This window comes from Undibacterium sp. SXout7W (assembly GCF_049339385.1).
Taxonomy (GTDB): Bacteria; Pseudomonadota; Gammaproteobacteria; order Burkholderiales; family Burkholderiaceae_D; genus Undibacterium.
Window position 1 is genome coordinate 1 of the sequence record NZ_JBMPPF010000144.1, and the last position, 289, is coordinate 289.

Here is a 289-nt window from a genome sequence, read left to right on the forward strand (position 1 = left end):
GTAGATGGTGGCTTTAGTCTCGTCTATGGCCGACCGCTCAAAGTTCTTGAAGAGCAGTTCTCCAATTGCTTCTTCGGACAAAGCAGCGTTACGCAACAGGGGAGCGTTCAGGTTGCGTTTTATCGCACCCAATATAGACTCCTTCTGCGAGGGTTGCTTCTCCGCGCGCATGTTAGTCCTAAGCAATGGGCGCAGCTTACCGTACTTGCGATCGACAGGCAGACCCAGCAGCGGGTCAACTGTGATGGGAGTAGACACAAGGTACGTGTCCTCCATCTCCATCATCATT

1 protein-coding gene is annotated in these 289 nt (G+C 52.6%); it reads right to left on the minus strand.

All coding sequences use genetic code 11. From position 1 onward, the window contains the following. A partial coding sequence (locus ACO0LB_RS20845; protein WP_423052648.1) for a hypothetical protein occupies positions 1–258 on the minus strand: 258 nt, incomplete at its 3' end. Positions 259–289 lie beyond the last annotated feature (31 nt).